Source organism: Fibrobacter sp. UBA3629 (assembly GCF_002374005.1).
Lineage (GTDB): Bacteria > Fibrobacterota > Fibrobacteria > Fibrobacterales > Fibrobacteraceae > Fibrobacter.
Window position 1 is genome coordinate 1 of the sequence record NZ_DFLC01000039.1, and the last position, 15934, is coordinate 15934.

Below are 15934 nucleotides of genomic sequence, written 5' to 3' on the forward strand. Positions count from 1 at the left end.
GCTGCTGGATAGATCCTCGACCGGAGCCGAGGATGACGAACGAACCGAGCTGCTGCTTGCATCGTCGCAGTCCTCGCAGACGCTCGACGAGGAATCTTCCCCGGGCCGCACGAAACTGCTCTCGTCGTCATCACAGGCGGCAAGCGCAAGCGTCAATGCAAGAGCAAACACAAGACGCACAGATCCTCGCCTGCACGAGGATGACTGCAGAAATGCGGTTACCACATGACCAAATGGTGCTTTTCTAATGATAGACATACTCTTCGTTCCTTCTATCCAAAAATTATTAAAGTTTAAGCCTTTTTGGCGGCGGGTTTGGCTGCGGGAGCCTTCGATGCGTCGGTCTGCACGCCGATATCAATGGTGCCGAACTTGGCCTCGTAGGCCTTGAGCGTCGCAGCGAGCATGATGGCAAGCCTCTTTGCGGTGTACGGGGTCATCACCACGCGTTCGGCGATATCCACGTTCACCTTGCCCTGCCCCATGCTCCATGCCTGGTTCAGGCCAAGGAGCATCATGATTTCTTCGCGGCCGCCCACCACGTTGGTGGCGTTCACGTAAAGGCTCTTCATGTTGGAATCGTTCCACACGACTTCGGGCTGTTCATTCTGGGCTTTCTTGTTTTCGGGCATATAAAATCTCCAATATGATTTTTGTTATTTTGTTGTAATTTTAGTAAATTATTTTGTTCACTATCAGATAACAGACAAAATATTTACTACAAAAAGCATACAACATTTCTTATCTTCATTTCTGACATACGTTTAACGCATCTTGTAAAAAATTATTTTACATGGTATGACAGCGTAAGTTATCCTCAAATACAAAAACAACATAATACTATTTTGTCCGTTATTGACAAGTTTGTCGAAGTATTCTATCTTTCCGTCCCGTTTTGGGATGTTCAGATTTTTAAATAGTCTCGAACAAAGGTAACAGGATGAACAAACTAGTCACCCTTCTTTTTGCGCTTTTCCTGGCCGCATGCTCGGTCACGGATTCCGAAAGCGACGACTATTCCAAGTGGGAATTTTCAGGCTACGTGCTCGACGCCAGCAACGGCAAGGGGCTAGAGGGAGCCACCATCAGCTACCAGGTCGCCGACGGCAAAACGCTGACGGCCACCACCGACGAGGACGGCGCCTTCTTCATCGACAGGCTCCCCTACGGCTCGATAAGCTTTTCGTTCAGCTACGCAAAGGTAAAAGGCAAGGACACGCTCCATTACGCCCCCAAGGTGCGCACGGTGGGTTCCACCAACGAATCCTCCTCGATGCACGGGATCGTGGCGAGCGTGAGCAACGTAATCCGCCTCAGCCCCCTGAACGCGGGAATCACGGGCGAATACTACATACATGACCCGCAGACGGGCGCCGCCCTCCCCGTCCAAAAGGCAAAGGTCTGGATAACCCACGCCGACACCTCCTACATCAACCTCGACGAGGATTCCTTCAGCACAAAGACGGATTCCCTGGGCAAGTTCGAGTTCGAGGGGCTCCCCGCCGATTCGGGGCTACTGCTGAACATCGCCCCCTACACCCACAACGGCCTGCGCTTCACCCTGCCCGCCACGGTGCTCCCGAGACTCGCCGCCGAATCGAGCAAGGACATCGGCCGCGCCTACCTGCCGCAAGACACTTCCATCACCGTCCCGTTCCGCATCAAGGCGAGCAACGTCATGGATACCGACCAGAAGGGCTACAAGAACGTATCGCCCCTCGCGGTCCCCTACTTTGTTTTCAACGAGGCGATTACCGAAAACAACCTGGGTGTGAGCATGACCGGCGACACGGCTTTCATCCTGACCCCGCAGGTCAAGGGCGACACGCTGTTCCTCAAGCACGACAGGCCTCTCCCCGCAAGCACCGAGTTCTCGACGACAATCGTCACCTACACCAAGAAGAAGAACGAGCGCATCGAAATCACGCTCGACGGGGCTTCCGCGTTCACCACCGACCGCGGGCTCTACGCGGTCACGAGCAACGCCTGGCCGCAAAACGAGAAATACAGGTCCAGTTTCTCCATCGACGACACGCTGTGGGTCAAGTTCTCCGAAAAGCTGAGCAAGAACGTGGAACGCGTGCAGTGGCACTTTATCGCGAAGGCATCGAGGACCATCTCGTGCAACGGGAGTTTCGCCACGGCGGACGCCTGGATAAGCAAGGACACGCTTTTCGTGCAGATGCGCGAGAAGATTCTCGACGCGAGGACACCGGGCGATTCCGTGGGCATGGACGTCACCGTCTACGCGGAGAACGGGCTCTACCTCGAACACCTGCTCATCATGACCGAACTCGAAGTTCCGCCGTCGTCTTCCAGCGTGGCCGATTCCACGGCAAGCTCCAGCAGCGGGGTGCCCGAGTCGTCAAGTTCAGCCGCAACAGCGTCCAGTTCGAGCAGCTCGTCGACCTAAATGAAACCGCTGTTTTTGACAACCGCCCTATTCGCCATCGGTTCGGCCCTCGCGGCCGGTTTCGACGGCGTGACCGAACCCATCGACCAGGCAAAAATCGGATTCACCGTCCCCGGCAAGATCGACCGCATCTGGGTCAAGGAAGGCGCGTTCGTGCACAAGGGCGACACGCTCGTGAACCTGGTCAAGACGGAGGAGGAGCTCCGCGCCCGCATCACAAAGATAAGCGCCGAAGACACCTCGAGCGTCGTTTCGGCACGGGTCAAGATGGAGACCTACGAAAAGGACTGGACGGTAACCAAGAAGCTCTACGAAACTTCGAACTCCGTGAGCGCCGAACAGCTCTGGGAACGCGAGATGAACTACCGCGTGGCGAAAGCCGAATGGGAAGCCGCCAAGGTGAGCAAGTCCAAGGATTCGCTGGAACACCGCATGGCCCGCGCGCAGCTGCAAAAGCAGTATCTCATCGCCCCGTTCGACGGCGAAATCGTCTCCATATCCAAGAACCGTAGCGAAAGCGTGGAGGCGCTAGAACCCATCGTCGAAATCGCCGACGTCCGCACCTGCCGCATGACTGCCTACATCATCGCGAACAAGGCGAGCAGGCTCAAGGTGGGCCAGACGGTGAAGCTCCTGCTCGACGGCTCGTCGCAGGCCCGCAACAAGAAGGGAACCGTCGAATATATCTCGCCCGTGGTCGACAAGGCGAGCCTGCTCCGTACGGTCAAGGTCATCTTCGACAATTCCAACCGCTCCGTAGAACCCGGCGTCACCGGCAAGATTATCCTGCAATAATGCCCATGCACGCCGCATACCTGCCCCCGTTCGCTCTCGCGCTTGCCCTCGTGGCGGTACAATCGCCCGCGGCGGAGGCCGATTCGGCAGGCACGACGACTCCAGGGGATTCGCTGGTGCTCGAACTCAACGAGGCGCTCAAGGTGCTGATCGAAAACAACGCCGACGTGCAGGAGGCGAAATACAACTGGATCGCCCAGGCCGAAATGGCAAAGGGCACGTACGGCGAATTCGAGCCGCACCTCGTGGGGCGCATAAACAAGGAACGCGCCGACAAGCCTAGCGCGCTCTTTACCGAGACGCGCGACGAATACAAGATTGGCGTGCAGGGCAAGCTCCCCACCGCCACCGAATACAACATCGGGTTCAACCAGGCGACATACACCCACAGCGAATACACCTCCGAGCTCTATTTCGGCGGCGAACTGCGCCAGCACCTGCTCAAGGACGGCCTGCTCTACTTTGCACCCACGAGCAACCTGCGGCAGGCCCGCCTGCAACAGGAGATCGCCTACCAGAAATACCGCAGCGCACTCGGCGAAATCCTCGACAAGTTCTACGAAGCCTACTGGAACTACTATTACGCCGAACAGACGCTGCAGTTCGCCACGAAATCCGCCCAGGTCGCAAGGCAGATTGCCGAAGACGCAAGCAAACGGCTACAGCTGGGCATGCTTTCGGCGCTCGACCAGCAAAAGGCCATCGCCGAATACTCCGACCGCGAAAGCGCGAGGCTCTCGGCAATCGACCAGCTGAGAAGGGCGAGGCTCGAACTTTTGCTCACGCTCTCATCGAGCAAGTACGTGCAGGACTCCCGCCCCCTCGCCATAAGGCCCCCGAACGACAACGATACCGCAGCGGGCCCCATTACGCCCGCAGCGGGCGATTCGAGCGCAAACGCAGATTCGTGCCGCATGCACCCCGCCTACCTGCAGCAGCTTGCAGAACTCGACCTGCGCGAAGAGGGCCTAAAGCAGCACCGCACCAGGGCGCTCCCCACGCTCGACCTTGTCGGGAACTACGGCATCCGCAGCCGCGACAGCGACGCAAGGCGCGCCGTGCGCGACTTCAAGCATGCCGAAAACAGGCAGACCGTACTTTCGGGCGGAATCGAAATCGACATTCCCCTGTTCGCGAACATGGGCGAACGCCACCAGGCCGCCGCCGAAAAGATAAACGTGCGCGCCGCCCGCGTGAGGCTCGCGCTCATCCAGGACAAGCTTGCCGAAGAACTCCGCAACCTGCAGAAAAGGGCGACCGAAATCCGCGAACAGACGAGGCTCAGCCAGATCGCGGTCACCTACCACGAAACCGAGCTGCAAGAAGAATTCAAGAAGATGGAACTCGGCAAGAGCAACTACCACGTGATTTTCGACATGGAAGAGGACCTGCGCAAAGCCGAGCAGCGCCACCTCGAGAACATCCGCGACATGCACCTTGTCGACGTCAAGCTCCTGCTCGCCAAAGGCGCGCTCCTCCGCGAAAACGGACTCGAGACATGGAACCAGGGTACCCCCACCCTACGCAAGGAACTGCTGAATGAATAAGACGACGCCACAGATCGACCCGGCCAAGATACTCAAGGCAATGCAGGGCGCGCTGAACAGTTCCAACGCGAAAATAAGCCAGATGACGCAGGTGTTCGACGTGGCACAGACCGTACTCGCCTGCGACAAGTTCAAGACGGCAAGCCTCGCGCTCGCAAGCGGGCTCTGCGACAAATACGGCGCCGAACGCGTGAGCCTCGGCTGGGTCAAGCACGATTACGTTGTACTGAAGGCGCTCAGCCATACCGACCATTTCGAAAAGAAGATGCAGGTGGTGAGCGACCTCGAAGGCATCATGGAAGAGGCCTACGAGCAGGATGCCGCGGTGATCTACCCCGCACCCGAAAACAACGTTCTCTCGATTCGCGAACATGAGCTCTACAGCGCGGCCTACCACACAAAATACATCCTGACAGTCCCCATCCGGAACGGCGAAGACATCGTGGGCGTAATCTGCTGCGAACGCAATTCCAGGCCGTTCAGCGACCTCGACAGCGAACAGGTGTACCTGACGTCCACGCTCTGCAGCGCACGCCTCCTGGAACTCTACACCAAAAGCAGCTGGTTCGGCCTTCGCATGGCAAGGGCTATACGCAAGGGGCTTTCCAAGGTTTTCGGAATCGAGCACACCTGGGCAAAACTGCTCGGGCTCATCGCCATCGCGTTCATCCTGTTCGCGACGCTCTTCCCGCTTCCGTACAAAGTAAGCGCACCGGCAATCCTCAAGACCGACAAGATTATCTACACTACGGCCCCGTTCGACGGCTACATCGACACCGTATTCGTAAAGCCGGGCGACGTGGTATACAGGGGTTCGCCCCTGCTGCGCCTCAACCAGACGGAGCTTCGGCTCGAAGAGGCCGACCTCATGGCCCAGGAACAGGACAGCCGCCGCGAAATCCAGAAGGCGCAGGCCGCGCACGAGCTCGCGGAGATGCGCATACACCAGGCGCGCCTCGCCCAGACCCAGGCAAAACTCAAGACCGTGCGCTACAAGCTCTCGATGGCGACCGTGGTCGTGAACGTCGACAGCGCCATCATCATCGAAGGCGACCTGCAAAAAAGGCTCGGCGCCCCCGTGAAGCAGGGTTCCGAACTGTTCCAGATGTCATCCATCGAAAACATCTACGTCGAAATCAACGTCCCCGAACAGGAACTCCGCAACGTGACCATCGGGAACCAGGGCCTGCTCGCCGTCAAGAGCCGTCCCGACTACGCCTACCGTTTCGAGACCAAGCGCGTAAGCCCCACCGCCGAAGTCAAGGAGCAGGAAAACACGTTCGCCGTGCGCGGCGAGTTCGTGTACGGCACTCCCGCATGGTTCCGCCCCGGCATGACGGGCATCGCGAAGATTTTCGCCGAAAAGCACACTCTCTGGTGGATCCTCTCGCACCAGGCCATCGACTACCTGCGCATAAAGCTCTGGTGGTAAAAAAATTTATTTTCCCACTTTTTTTGGGAAAAATCTATATTAAAGGCATGGCTGAATCGTGCGAAAAACAGAATATCACTGCAAAGCTAGTCGAATATTTCGGGAATAAGCCCGAAATCGACTCGGCAATTCTGTTTGGCTCCCTGGCCAAGAACCAGTTCAACGAGCACAGCGACATCGACATCGCCGTCCATTCGCAGAACGCCCTCTCCTACGACAGCCTTGCCAAGATGCAGGTGGAACTCAGCCTGCTGTGCAAAAGGGAAGTCGACATCGCCGACCTCTCAAAGGCGGAAGGACTCTTTTTGCATCAGATCATGACGACAGGCGAACGCATCAAGTTCAACCACGACGTGTTCCACAAGTACATCATGAAAGCGCTGTATTTCTACGAGGACTTCCTGCCCATCCAACGCGCCTGCCGCGCCGAAAGAATCAAGAGGTTTCTCAATGGATAAGGACCTACTGCAAAAAAAAATTGAAATGCTAGCCAACTGCATCGAGCGAATCAAGTCACAGAAGGTGGCTAGCCTCAAAGATTTGGAAGCCAGCCTGGACAAGCAGGAAATTATCATCCTGAACCTGCAACGCGCCGTGCAGATTTGCATTGATATCGGCAACCATATACTGCTTGACTTTTCTGTCACCCCCACCACCATGGCCGACACATTCAGGTTCCTCGCCGAGAAAAATGTCATCTCGAAGGAGAATGCGGACAACCTAGCAAAGGCCGTCGCATTCAGAAATATCGCGGTCCATCAATACGACATCTTGGACAACAAGGTCATTTTCCAGATTGTATCTGGGCACCTGAACGACTTTACGGACTTCGCCGCAAGCATTGCTGCACTTCGCGTACAGCATTCTTAAACATTTTTTTACCAACAAAATGCCATATTCCACGCGGGAATAAAAAATGCAGGGCGGGAGCAATTCGTTTTTGTATCTTTGCTCTCATGATGATTCCAACGTCTAAAAGATTTACCCGTGTGGCCGGTTTTCGCGGCCGCCCCGCACAGCAGAGTGCGGGCCTGTTTGCGCTGTTCCTTTTCGCATCCCTGATTTCTTGCGCCGGAAACGGCGACCCGCTGACAAACCCGGAACCGAAGGCTGCAGGAGACTCCCCCGCCACCGCGGCCCAGAACTATTACGACTATGACAATTCGAGTGCAGCTCCGACGGGCTCGGGCACGAATGTTAGCGCGGCTCGCAATCCGGACGGCACCATCGGCAACGCGGGCTTCAGCTTCAAGTTCCCCGGCGGCGACTGGACGGTCATCGGCGGCGAGGACGGAGCCCCCTACGAGTTCTACAACGCGAATTCGGGCAGGCGCGCGGTGCTACGCGAGGTAGCGCTCGACGAAGGCGAGCCCATGAACCTCATGGACCGCGCCCGCATGGAAATGCAGAGCCTGGAATCTAGCGGCAAGAAGGCGACCTTGAGCGAGCTCAATCCCGAGGAGGCGTTCGGCACGACCGGCGCGTTCTTCGACATCGCGGGCAAGCGCTACGAGACCCCGTACGAGGCCGTGGGCATGGTAACGGGCAACGGACGCAGCGTCTACACCCTCACGCTTACCGCAACCGACAACGTACCCGCAAAGGACATGCTCAAGGAGGAATGGAAGGAATTCTTCAAGGGATTCACCCTCAACGAAATCGCCGAGGAACAGGGCCCGGAACTCTCTCCGGAACGCATCCAGAGCCACACTTCCGCAGCCCTCGGCTACACCTGGAGCACGAAGGACACGCTTTGGCATTTCTGGAACGGCATCGCGAAGCAGAACAACGACCCCGACCTGGTGCTCACCGACAAGTCCGAGGAAGTCTCGCTATTCGTATATGGCGCAATCCTCCCACCCGACGTCATCGGCCAGCAGGACATGTTCAAGGTGCTCCTCACCCGCCTCGGCGTCGACCCGAACAATCGCACGCTCGATGCCCGCCGCGTGAAGGTCGGCGACCGCTACGCCCAGGAATTCACGCTCACCCACATGGTCGGCAAGTTCGACTTTAGCTACAAGGGACGGTTCTTCTACGAGAACGGACGCGGAATCCTGATTGCGGCCTGGACGCAGGGCGCGACGCAGAAGAAATACGCGAAGGCAATAGACAACGCCATCGAAGGGCTAAAGACCGGAGCCGTGCCCGAAATCAAGGACGACAGGAAGCAGAACAAATTCAACGCCGCCGTCATGAACCAGGTGGGCATCCTCCGCCTTGTGGAAGACCAGCCGCTCGTGGCGCTCAGCTACTTCGAGCGCGCGAACAAGATGGACCCCGAGGAACCGCTCTACCTCGTGAACTGCGGGTTTATCTACCAGATGAAAGAACTCTACGGCCCGGGCATCGCCTACTTTACAAGCCAGATGCCGCTGGTGCGCAAGAACGGGAAACTCCTCTCCATCCTCGGCGAAATGTACGAGGTGCTGTTCGACTACAGCCACGCCCGCGAATGTGCGGAAGCGGCGCTCCAGTTCACGCCGAACAATCCCGAATACGTCATCAACCTCTCCGACGCGCTCTGGGGACTCGGACAGCGCCACCAATCGCTTGTTGTGGTGCAGCGCCTCTATGACACGCAGCCGAGCAGTCGCCTGGGCGTGTACCTCGCAAAGACCTACATGGGCCTCGACCAGTACGCCGAAGCCGTCGAAATATTATATGGGGTACGAGGCCGGTTCGGGATGAGCAAGGATTTGGGCGAAACCCTCATGGACGCCCTCATGTTCCTGGGCCGCTACGAGGAAGCCCGCGCCATCAGCGAAGAGACTCTCCAGAAGGAAAAGAACGATTACAAGCTGTGGACCATGCACGGTAAAATCCTCTTCTACAGCCACAACTACCGCGACGCCGAAAAAGCGCTCACCAAGGCGCTCTCGCTCAAGGCCGACAACGAAGACGCGAAGAGCTTCCTCAGCGCCACCAAGGCGTTCCTCGGGAAGGCCGACAACCGCACGCTGCAAAAACCTATCACGCCCGTGGAAGAACGTACCGCGAACATCAAGAGCCTGCTGAGCGCAAAAGCCAAGCAGGAAGCCGTCGAGGGCGACTTCCCCGCCGTGGTGCACTACCGCAAGGAATGCCTGAAGGCCGAAAAGAACCAGCCGTGGAGCAGGAGCGAGGAAATGCTCATGGAAATCCTCGACGTGCGAGGTGCCGCCATCTACCGCGAGTTCACCTTCGATTTTCTGCCGGGTTACGACCGCATATTCCTCAACGCGCTCGAAGTGTACGACAGCAACTGGAACCTGAAGCAGAAGGCTAGCCTCAACGGCGCCTACATCACCTACGCGACCGAAATCGGCGGCAAGAACGAAAGCCAGATGGCGCACTTCCCGCTCTCGGAACTCGCGCCGGGCGACTTCATTTATCTGCAGTTCAGCCGCACCGCCATCGAAGCGAAGGGCATGATTCCCTACACCGACTTCGTGAGCAGCAAGGACGTTCCCGTGGGCCAGTCCATATTCCGCGTGTACGCCGACACGAACGCGTTCACCACCGAGGAATACGGACCGCTTGAGCGCGAGAACATCAAGGGCGGGCGCGAATGGAAAATCGAGAGCCCGGTCGTGATGCGCAAGGAACTCTACATGCCCGTGTACCGCGATTTTGGCGCAGGCCTGATGCTCACCGGCAAGCAGCAGTGGAAGGAAGTCGGCGAAGACTACCAGAACCTCATCAAGCACCAGTTCAAACAGGCTGTGAGCGTGCGCGAGAAGGCATTCGAGGTGAAGGGCAACAAGATTGGGAACGAGGCCGTCAAGGCAATCGCGAACTTCGTGCGCCACGATATCCGCTACCGCGATATCCGCTTCGGCGGCCACAGCCTTATCCCGCAGACCGCCGAAGTGACGCTCAAGGAGCGTCGTGGCGACTGCAAGGACATGGCTCTATTGCTTAAAGAAATGCTCGCAACCATCGGCGTCAAGAGCTACCTCACCGCAATCCACCTCACGGAAGAAGGCTTCTCGCAACTGCCGACCATCCAGCAGTTCAACCACATGATTCTCTACGTGCCCAAGCAGGACCGCATAAGCGAGATGTGGATCGACGCGACCGACAAGACAGGCAACGACCGCCCCGTCCCGCTCGACATGGAAGGGAAAGTGGCCCTCATCATCGACGGCGAGAACAGCCGCGTGACGCAGACGCCAATACTCGAAGACAACCAGGAACACAAGATTGCGATTGACCACAGGCTCTTTATCGGGAACGACGGCACCTGCGAATTCCGCGATTCCGTGACGCTGGAAGGCAAGTTCGCAAGCGCCATCCGCAACAAGTTCTACGGGCGTGAAGTCAAGGAGCAGGAAAAACTCATGGAAGACTTCATGGCGCAGGGCGTACCCGACGTGAACATCTCGAAGGTCGAAATCAAGAACCTCGACGAGTTCAACAAGCCTCTCGTTCTCGTTACCACCTACGGGTCCAAGGCGTACTTCGGGCAGGGCGGCGAAATGAAGGGGCGGTTCCCCAACGTTTGGGAGCGCAGCCTGTTCAAGATGCCCAAGGTCGCAAAGCGCCACCACCCCATCCGCATGCCGCACGAGACGCAGTTCCAGTACAGCCTCACCGTAAAGGCTGCCGACGGCAAGAGCGTGAACGTGGTCGGCCCGAAGGCACTCGCCCGCGACGCTGACTACGTGAGCTTCGAGAAGGGAGTAAACGCCGGGGCGCAATCTTCCATCAAGTGGACGACGTTCGCGCTGTACGCCGACCCGAGCGAATACAACAAGATTCGCGAGGAATGGGACTACCTGCTGAGCGAAACGAGCCCTATGATAACAATAAAGTAATCACGGCATACAAGTATGCCGTGGCGCTTGCTTGCGCAAGCAAGGATGCAAAAGCGAGCCGCTACATAAAACGCAAATTAGAAAAGGCCCCGGGCGGGGCCTTTTAGATTTAAAGCGCTGGAGCTAGTTTTCGTCGAAGTCGGCGAGATCTTCTTCGGCTTCCTTGAGGTCGGCCGCATCCGGGCCTTCGCCAAAGTCCTCGTCATCCGCCTCGTCGAGCGAGTCGCCGCCCATCGAGCCGAGCGTGTATTCGACCTTGCGGGCTTCCTTGGACTGTCCGAGCTTGAGGATGGCGGCACATTCTTCGCAGTAGCCGAGGTCCTTGTCGACCCAGAATTCCGGAGAGACGAGATTCTTGTTGCAGCGGGTGCAAATCTGCGTCGCGACTTCACGGGTAAACGCGAGGTTCTGCTCTTCCAGTTCCTTGAGAATACGTTCGGTCAATTCTTCCTGCGTCTCTTCGGCAAGAGAAATCTTGTGGCGGATGGCCATCGTCGGCTTCTTCTCGAGCTGCTTCAGTTCGGAAGACACCTTCTTCTGGTTGACCCTCTCGGCATCCTCGTTGATTTCGGTGAACATGATGGTCTTCGAAAGCTTCTTGCCACCCTCGAGCAACAGGGCGAAGGGAACGAGCTTCTTCTTGTCGTTCACCGGAGCGGGCTTGGCCGGTTCCTTGGCGGGTTCATTGACAACTTCCTTGACGGCAACGTCCTTTTCCTCGGATTCCACCTTCGCCGGTTTCTTGGCAGGAGCCGGTTTCTCTACCGGAGCAGGCTTCTTCTCAGGAGCGGGCTTCTTTGCAGGAGCGGGTTTGGCCGGGGCCACAGGCTTCTTTGCAGGAGCCGGCTTTGCAGCGGGCTTGGCCGGCTTCTTTGCGGGAGCGACTTTTACCGGAGCAGCCTTCTTCGCAGGAGCGGCTGGCTTTTTCGCCGGGGCGACCTTTGCAGGAGCGGCCTTCTTCGCAGGGGCGGGCTTCTTCGCGGGAGCAACCTTCTTGGCCGGAGCGGGCTTCTTTGCAGGAGCAGCCTTCTTCGCGGGGGCAGGCTTCTTTGCAGGAGCGGCCTTCTTCGCGGGGGCGGGCTTCTTTGCGGGAGCAGCCTTCTTCGCGGGGGCGGGCTTCTTTGCAGGAGCGGCCTTCTTCGCAGGGGCGGGCTTCTTTGCGGGAGCAGCCTTCTTCGCAGGGGCGGGCTTCTTTGCGGGAGCAGCCTTCGCCGCCGGTTTCTTTGCGCTGGACACTTTCTTGGAACTCATAGGTTACTTCTTTTCCACGATTTTGATGTTAATAATGGGATCGTAAGGTTCGATGCGGCAGACAACATCTTCGCCGCTAATCACCTTGCCAAAAACGGTGTGTTTGCCATCCAGATGATGCTGGGGCATCTGCGTAATGAAGAACTGTGAACCGGCCGTGTTCGGGCCGCGGTTCGCCATCGAAATCACGGCCTTCTCGTGCAGGAGATCGTTCTTTTCGTCGTCGATGGTATAGCCGGGGCCACCCTGGCCGTTACCTTCGGGGTCGCCACCCTGGATCATGAATCCGTTGATGACGCGATGGAACATGAGACCGTCGTAAAAACCTTTCTGCGCAAGGTCGACAAAGTTTGCGACCGTATTCGGGGCGGCCTTGAAGTCGAGGTCAACGACGATTACACCCTCGTGGGTCGTAATAGTCGCCTCGATGGAGGTGATGCCGGAATAATCCTTGTTAAACACCTTCCCTTCGGCAAAGGAAAGCCCGACCCCGCACAGGAGAACGAGGACCGACATAATAGACTTGAAACTTTTCATGCTTGCTCTATGTTTATCGTCATGGACTTTATTTTTGTCAACGGGAATATAGTTAATTTTTTCATATCGGACCAAGCGGAGCTTCGGGAAAAGCGGTGAAATTTCTATATTTGAGGTCAAAATTAAAGAAAAGACTCTCTATGCCGCAAAACGACAATATCCGAAATTTCAGCATCATCGCCCATATCGACCATGGCAAGTCGACGCTTGCCGACCGCATGATAGAACTGACGAAGACCGTCGCGAAAAACGAGATGACGAACCAGCTCCTGGACGACATGGACCTGGAACGCGAACGCGGCATCACCATCAAGGCGCACGCCATCCGCATGGTATACGAGAAGGACGGCAAGGAATACATCCTGAACATGATCGACACGCCGGGGCACGTGGACTTCACGTACGAAGTGAGCCGCTCGCTCGCCGCATGCGAAGGCGCCATCCTCGTGGTGGACGCAAGCCAGGGCATCGAGGCGCAGACGCTTTCTAACCTCTACCTCGCCATCGAAAACGACCTCACGATTATCCCGGTTTTGAACAAGGTGGACCTGCCGGGCGCACAGCCCGACCACGTGGCCGAACTCGTGGGCGACCTCCTGGGCTACGACCCCGACAAGATTCCGCGCATCTCCGCGAAAACGGGCCTCAACGTGGAACAGGTGCTCGACAAAATCGTGGACGAAATTCCGGCCCCCACGGGCGACAGCGGAAAGCCGCTCAAGGCACTGATTTTCGACTCCGTCTACGATTCCTACCGCGGCGTCATCAACTACATCCGCATCGTGGAAGGTTCGCTCAGGGCGGGCATGAAAATCCGCATGATGAAGACCGGCGGCGAATACATGGTGACCGAAGTCGGCACGTTCAGCATGCGTCGCGACCCGCGCGACGAACTTTCCGAAGGCATGGTGGGCTACGTACTCGCGAACGTGAAGACGATTAGCGATGTAAAAATCGGCGACACGCTTACCGATGCCGCTAACCCCGCCACCGAGCCGCTCCCGGGCTACAAGGACATTCTGCCGATGATCTATTCCGGCATCTACCCCATCAACCCGGAAGACTACAAGGATTTGCGCGAGGCTCTCGAAAAACTCCGCCTCAACGATTCCGCTATCAGCTGGGAACCGGAAACTTCCGAAGCATTGGGCTTTGGCTTCCGCACCGGGTTCCTCGGGCTCTTGCACATGGAAATCGTACAGGAACGCCTCGACCGCGAATTCAACGTCGACATCATCACGACCGTGCCGAACGTGGAATACCACGTGTACATGAGCGACGGCACGATGGTTAAAATCGAGAGCCCCTCCAAGCTCCCCGACGCCAGCCGTTACGACCACATCGAAGAACCCTACGTGAAGGCGCAAATCTTTACGCCCAAGGAATACGTGGGCGCACTCATGACGCTCTGCGACGAGAAGCGCGGCGAGTTCGAGACGATGGAATACATCGACGAGGCGAAGGTGATTCTCAAGTACGATTTGCCGCTCGCCGAAATCATGTTCGACTTCTACGACCGCCTGAAATCCGTGAGCCGCGGCTATGCAGGCCTCGACTACGCCCCGAGCGAATACCGCAGGAACAACCTCGTGAAGCTCGACATATTGCTGAACGGTGACCCGGTGGATGCGTTCTCCGTGATTATCCACAAGGACAAGGCGCACACTTATGCCAACGCCATCTGCGTAAAGCTCAAGGACCTGATTCCGCGCCAGCAGTTCGATGTCGCCATCCAGGGCGCCATCGGCGGCAAGATTATCAGCCGTTCTACCGTGAAGGCGGTCAGGAAGGACGTGCTTGCCAAGTGCTACGGCGGCGACATCACCCGCAAGCGCAAGCTCCTCGAAAAGCAGAAGGAAGGCAAGAAGCGCATGAAGAGCATCGGCTCGGTGGAAGTACCGCAGAAGGCGTTCCTCGCCGTGCTTTCGCTCAGTGACGATTCCAGCAGCAACGGCGAATAAGGTTCCAGCGCAAGCGTTTTGAATAAACTATGTCTAAGTTGAAGAACAAGGTAAAATCGCTCCATCGCAAGAATTCCAAGGGAAGGGTCGCGATGCTCGTCCTTGTTCTCATTTCGGCATTCGTGCTCGCCATGGCCGCACGCTTCTACATTTTCGAACCGCTCCAACTGCACGACAACTCGATGTACCCCCGCCACAAGGACCGCGAAATCCTCTGGATGTGCAAACTCCCCGGCTGCATCGACCGCATCGGCTACAACGATATCGTCTGGGCCAGGCTCCGCAACGGAGAAACGCTTGTCCGCAAGGTCATCGCGCTTCCCGGAGACAAGGTCGATTTTTCCGACAACGGCCGGGTCAAGACACCCCACGGGAAATTCAAGTGGAGCGAGGAGACCGCTTTCATCCAGAACAGGCAGGTCCACATCCCGCGCAAGGGAGACACGCTGCATATCGCGCAGCTGAACGACGTGGAAGAAGACTACATGATCAACCTGCTTATTGAGCAGGGCGAAGAGTTTTTTGTAAAGACCACGCTATGGCAGGGGGACCGCGAAATCGGGATCGAACGCGTCGGCGCGGCCAAGCTCGGAAACAGGCAGGTGAGCCTTCAGGAAATCGACTTTTTGCCGTGGCAGGACCGCTACCTGCTCGAGCAGCAGATTTTCCATTCAGAACCCGGGAACGCTCCCATCCAGATGCGCAGGGAATTCCTCCGCAAGTCGGATTCCACACGCATCGAGAGCATCGTCGTCCACGAAGACTGCTTCTTCCTCGCCTGCGAAAAGGGAGCATTCTGCCTCGACAGCCGCGAAACAGGCTACTTTACCAGGAGCCACCTTCTTGGACGCTACGTGAAGGAACCGAGGCAAGCCATCAATGCGGTGAAGAATTTCGTTTCTAAAATCCTTTTGCCATCCAAGGTCAAGAAAACAAAAGAGGCCGCGCAGCCCAATGGCGATGCGCAGCCCGAAAAGGCGAAATAGATAACGCTACAGGCCCTTGCGTTCCAAGTCTAGCAGGAGACCCTGCAAGGAATCTTCCACAGAATCACGGAAATTGGCGGCACCAAGGCTGCAGCTGGCGACAACCTCCCCTTCCTTGGAAATACGGATGACGGCATAGCCGTTCTCGTTGGAAAAAGTGACGCTAAGGCCTTTCTTCAAAGCTTTTTCGAGCAGGTCGCGCATAGAGACTCC

General features: G+C 57.2%; 14 protein-coding genes. 9 read left to right on the top strand and 5 right to left on the bottom strand.

The window, feature by feature from the left end; genetic code table 11:
- Together B2310_RS11680 and B2310_RS11685 are read right to left on the bottom strand one after the other, a co-directional pair.
- Positions 1–180 (bottom strand): hypothetical protein (locus B2310_RS11680; protein ID WP_290731801.1); only part of this gene is annotated, 180 nt, incomplete at its 3' end.
- 113 nt (positions 181–293) lie between these two features.
- Entirely contained in the window at positions 294–632 is a 339-nt protein-coding gene (locus tag B2310_RS11685) for a DUF3467 domain-containing protein (protein ID WP_290727442.1), read from the bottom strand.
- Positions 633–940: 308 nt separating this feature from the next.
- On the opposite strand from B2310_RS11685, the gene B2310_RS11690 reads away from it, so the two are divergent.
- From B2310_RS11690 to B2310_RS11720, 7 genes are all read left to right on the top strand, one after another.
- Positions 941–2413 carry a carboxypeptidase regulatory-like domain-containing protein gene (locus B2310_RS11690; RefSeq protein WP_290731803.1) on the top strand — a complete coding sequence of 491 codons (1473 nt, stop codon included), beginning with the start codon at positions 941–943 and terminating at the stop codon, positions 2411–2413.
- Positions 2414–3208, top strand: a complete 795-nt coding sequence (locus tag B2310_RS11695) for an efflux RND transporter periplasmic adaptor subunit (RefSeq protein ID WP_072811931.1) — start codon at positions 2414–2416, stop codon at positions 3206–3208.
- Entirely contained in the window at positions 3208–4755 is a 1548-nt protein-coding gene (locus B2310_RS11700; protein WP_290731808.1) for a TolC family protein, read from the top strand. The genes B2310_RS11695 and B2310_RS11700 overlap by 1 nt, the downstream gene beginning before the upstream one ends.
- Entirely contained in the window at positions 4748–6187 is a 1440-nt protein-coding gene (locus B2310_RS11705) for an efflux RND transporter periplasmic adaptor subunit (RefSeq protein WP_290731810.1), read from the top strand. The genes B2310_RS11700 and B2310_RS11705 overlap by 8 nt, the downstream gene beginning before the upstream one ends.
- 47 nt (positions 6188–6234) lie before the next feature.
- Entirely contained in the window at positions 6235–6645 is a 411-nt protein-coding gene (gene mntA, locus B2310_RS11710; RefSeq protein WP_290731813.1) for a type VII toxin-antitoxin system MntA family adenylyltransferase antitoxin, read from the top strand.
- A complete protein-coding gene (hepT, locus tag B2310_RS11715; protein ID WP_290731816.1) occupies positions 6638–7057 on the top strand; it encodes a type VII toxin-antitoxin system HepT family RNase toxin in 420 nt (139 codons plus the stop codon). Before mntA ends, hepT begins: the two co-directional genes overlap by 8 nt.
- A gap of 86 nt (positions 7058–7143) precedes the next feature.
- The gene (locus tag B2310_RS11720; protein ID WP_290731819.1) at positions 7144–10986 is read left to right on the top strand and encodes a transglutaminase domain-containing protein; all 3843 of its coding nucleotides are present in this window, start codon (positions 7144–7146) and stop codon (positions 10984–10986) included.
- Between the two features lie 123 nt (positions 10987–11109).
- On the opposite strand, the gene B2310_RS11725 is transcribed toward B2310_RS11720, so the two are convergent.
- Both B2310_RS11725 and B2310_RS11730 read right to left on the bottom strand, forming a co-directional pair.
- Positions 11110–12237 (bottom strand): hypothetical protein, encoded by a 1128-nt coding sequence (locus B2310_RS11725; protein ID WP_290731822.1) that lies wholly within the window; start codon positions 12235–12237, stop codon positions 11110–11112.
- Positions 12238–12240: 3 nt separating this feature from the next.
- The gene (locus B2310_RS11730; protein ID WP_290725825.1) at positions 12241–12774 is read right to left on the bottom strand and encodes a peptidylprolyl isomerase; all 534 of its coding nucleotides are present in this window, start codon (positions 12772–12774) and stop codon (positions 12241–12243) included.
- A gap of 140 nt (positions 12775–12914) precedes the next feature.
- Here B2310_RS11730 and lepA point away from each other — a divergent pair, with 140 nt between their 5' ends.
- On the top strand, positions 12915–14735 hold the full coding sequence (lepA, locus tag B2310_RS11735; RefSeq protein WP_290731825.1) for a translation elongation factor 4: 1821 nt from the start codon (positions 12915–12917) through the stop codon (positions 14733–14735).
- Positions 14736–14764: 29 nt separating this feature from the next.
- The gene (locus B2310_RS11740; protein ID WP_290731828.1) at positions 14765–15721 is read left to right on the top strand and encodes a S26 family signal peptidase; all 957 of its coding nucleotides are present in this window, start codon (positions 14765–14767) and stop codon (positions 15719–15721) included.
- A gap of 6 nt (positions 15722–15727) precedes the next feature.
- On the opposite strand, the gene B2310_RS11745 is transcribed toward B2310_RS11740, so the two are convergent.
- Positions 15728–15925: a hypothetical protein gene (locus B2310_RS11745; RefSeq protein WP_173366266.1), complete on the bottom strand. Its 198-nt coding sequence runs from the start codon at positions 15923–15925 to the stop codon at positions 15728–15730.
- Positions 15926–15934 lie beyond the last annotated feature (9 nt).